Origin of the sequence: Streptomyces massasporeus (genome assembly GCF_014648995.1) — a bacterium.
GTDB classification, from domain to species: domain Bacteria; phylum Actinomycetota; class Actinomycetes; order Streptomycetales; family Streptomycetaceae; genus Streptomyces; species Streptomyces massasporeus.
The window spans coordinates 1-2,072 of record NZ_BMSE01000056.1; the positions used below are offsets into that span (position 1 = coordinate 1).

Sequence of the window (2,072 nt, forward strand, 5' to 3'; positions counted from 1 at the left end):
CGGGCCTCTTCCGCCTTACGCGGTCGCTGCCGCTTCGCTGCCCGCCGTGTGGCCCGGTTCGGTCGGGGCGGCTCCGTGCCGTCGTCGACGACCTCCTCGCCCGACCATTCGACGGTCGTCGCCCACAGGAGGCCGGGCCGGGGCGTGTGCTCGCCGCGCGGGTTGCTGCTGGGCCCGGTCACGGCCGCCTCCCCTGCCGGGGCACGCGTCCGCGGATGTCGAGCACCCCGTCGGCGCGGGCGAGGAGCAGCAGGGCGCGGCGCAGGACTTGCCCGGGGCGTTCGCCGCGGCGGGCGTAGGCGGCGAGGATCGCGGCACTGCCGTCGTCAGGCTGCCAGCGGATCGGTGGGCGGGGCACTGGTCCTCCAGGGGTGGGGCCGGCCGCGCGAGACGGCCGGCCAGGGTGGTCAGGCGGCTTCGTCGCGGAGTGCGGCGAGGAGCCGTTCGCGGTTGGCGCGCTGCTGGTCGGGCGAGAGGGGCATCCAGCCGGCGGGCGGCCGGTAGTCCTTCACGCGGCCGGTGGGGACGGCTTCGAGGTAGAGGCGGCCCAGCTGGTCGGCGGGCGGGAGCCGGAGGGCTTCGCGGGCGCGGGCCACGGTCCTGGGGTGGCAGCCGAGGCGGTGGGCGATGGACGCGTTGGTGTGCCCCTTGCGGATGAGGGCGGCAATGTCGGCGCGGATCTTCATGCGGCGGTTTCCTCGGCTTCCTGGTAGCGGCGGGCGTGGACGGCTCCGTCGGGGAGGGCTATGCCGTTGCGGTGGCAGGGCACTCCGGGGGTGACTTGGCAGGTGGGGCAGCAGGCGACGGTGCGGGCCCAGGCGCGGCGGGCACTGCGGCGCCTGGGCAGCCAGACGCGGGTCATGCCGCCTCCTCGATGGCCTCAGCGACTTCTTGCGGCTGGTGCAGGCGGCGTTCGGCCTCGGCAACGAGTGCGAGGAGCGCGGGCCGGCAGCGGGCGGTGTTCATGGCGCCGGTGCAGTCGGTGGCCGGCGGGATGTAGCCATTCCACTTCTCGGGTGAGGTGAAGCCGATGGGCGGCTCGGTGAGCTTGGCGGCGATGTCCGGGTAGCGGAGGACGAGTCCGCGGCGGTGGGCGGCGGCTCGCTCCGCTTCGGCCATGTGGTGCTTGATGAACCGGCCGAGGTCGCCTTGCTGCTTGAGGGTGCGGGCGTCGGCGAAGGTCAGTGGGTCGCTCATGCCGCCATCCCCTTGCGGCGGTCGTCGCCCTTGAGGGTGACGCGCTCGCACATCTCGGTGAGACGGGAGGCGATGCGCTCTCCGAGGGCGTCACGGAGCTGCGTCGGGGGGACGTTGCTGGTGAAGATGCCGGGCCGGCACTGTTCGTAGCGGTGGTTGATGAGCCGGTAGGTGACCTCTTCGGTCCACTCGGTGAGCTTGGCGGCGCCCAGGTCGTCGACGAACAGGACGTCGGTGTCGGCGATCGTCTCGAAGGTCGCTTCGCTGTCGCGGCCGGCGCGGGGGCGGAGTTGGGCGTAGAGGTCGGCGGCGGTGTAGGCGGCCCATCCGGTGGTGCGGCCGGTCTCGGCGATGGCCCGCAGTACGGAGTAGGCGTAGTGGGTTTTTCCGGTGCCGGTGGGGCCGACGATCAGCAGGGAGCGGGTGTCGTCGGGATTGGCGACGACGGACTGGGCCCAGGCGGTGGCGATTGCGGAGGGGGTGGCAGTGGCGTACCGGCGCGGGACTTTGGTCTCGAAGTGGGCGATGCACTTCTGCCGCTGCTCGTCGGCGCACTTCAGGAAGTGGCGCCGGACGAATTCGATCTCGGCGGGCTGGAGGCTGTCGAGGTCGGCTTCGTGGCGGAGGTAGGCGTCGATCCGTGCGGCGCCTTCGCGGCTGCCGCCGGGGGCGATCAGGAAGTCGGTGACGTCGGGGTGGACGTAGCGGCCGGGAGGGACGCCGAGTGCGGCGAGGTCGAGGCCGCGGCGCTGCTGGCTGGGAGGGATCCACTTGTCGGACATGGGGCTCCTTAGATGAGGGGTTCGTCGTAGACGTCGTGGTTCTCGGGGTTTTTGAAGGGCTGCCAGCCGCCGGAGACGGCGCGGAGCTGGGGG

At 72.7% G+C, this 2,072-nt stretch carries 6 protein-coding genes; all 6 read right to left on the reverse strand.

Annotated features, from left to right (window positions below):
• A partial coding sequence (locus tag IE153_RS42255; protein WP_229829447.1) for a hypothetical protein occupies window positions 1-182 on the reverse strand: 182 nt, incomplete at its 3' end.
• A complete protein-coding gene (locus IE153_RS41130) occupies window positions 179-358 on the reverse strand; it encodes a hypothetical protein (RefSeq protein WP_189594786.1) in 180 nt (59 codons plus the stop codon). The genes IE153_RS41130 and IE153_RS42255, both read right to left, overlap by 4 nt.
• A 49-nt stretch (window positions 359-407) precedes the next feature.
• The gene (locus tag IE153_RS41135) at window positions 408-686 is read right to left on the reverse strand and encodes a helix-turn-helix domain-containing protein (protein WP_189594787.1); all 279 of its coding nucleotides are present in this window, start codon (window positions 684-686) and stop codon (window positions 408-410) included.
• Window positions 683-862: a hypothetical protein gene (locus tag IE153_RS41140; protein ID WP_189594790.1), complete on the reverse strand. Its 180-nt coding sequence runs from the start codon at window positions 860-862 to the stop codon at window positions 683-685. The genes IE153_RS41135 and IE153_RS41140 overlap by 4 nt, the downstream gene beginning before the upstream one ends.
• Entirely contained in the window at window positions 859-1,197 is a 339-nt protein-coding gene (locus IE153_RS41145) for a hypothetical protein (protein WP_189594788.1), read from the reverse strand. The genes IE153_RS41140 and IE153_RS41145 overlap by 4 nt, the downstream gene beginning before the upstream one ends.
• The gene (locus IE153_RS41150) at window positions 1,194-1,979 is read right to left on the reverse strand and encodes an ATP-binding protein (protein WP_189594789.1); all 786 of its coding nucleotides are present in this window, start codon (window positions 1,977-1,979) and stop codon (window positions 1,194-1,196) included. Before IE153_RS41150 ends, IE153_RS41145 begins: the two co-directional genes overlap by 4 nt.
• Between the last annotated feature and the right edge of the window lie 93 nt (window positions 1,980-2,072).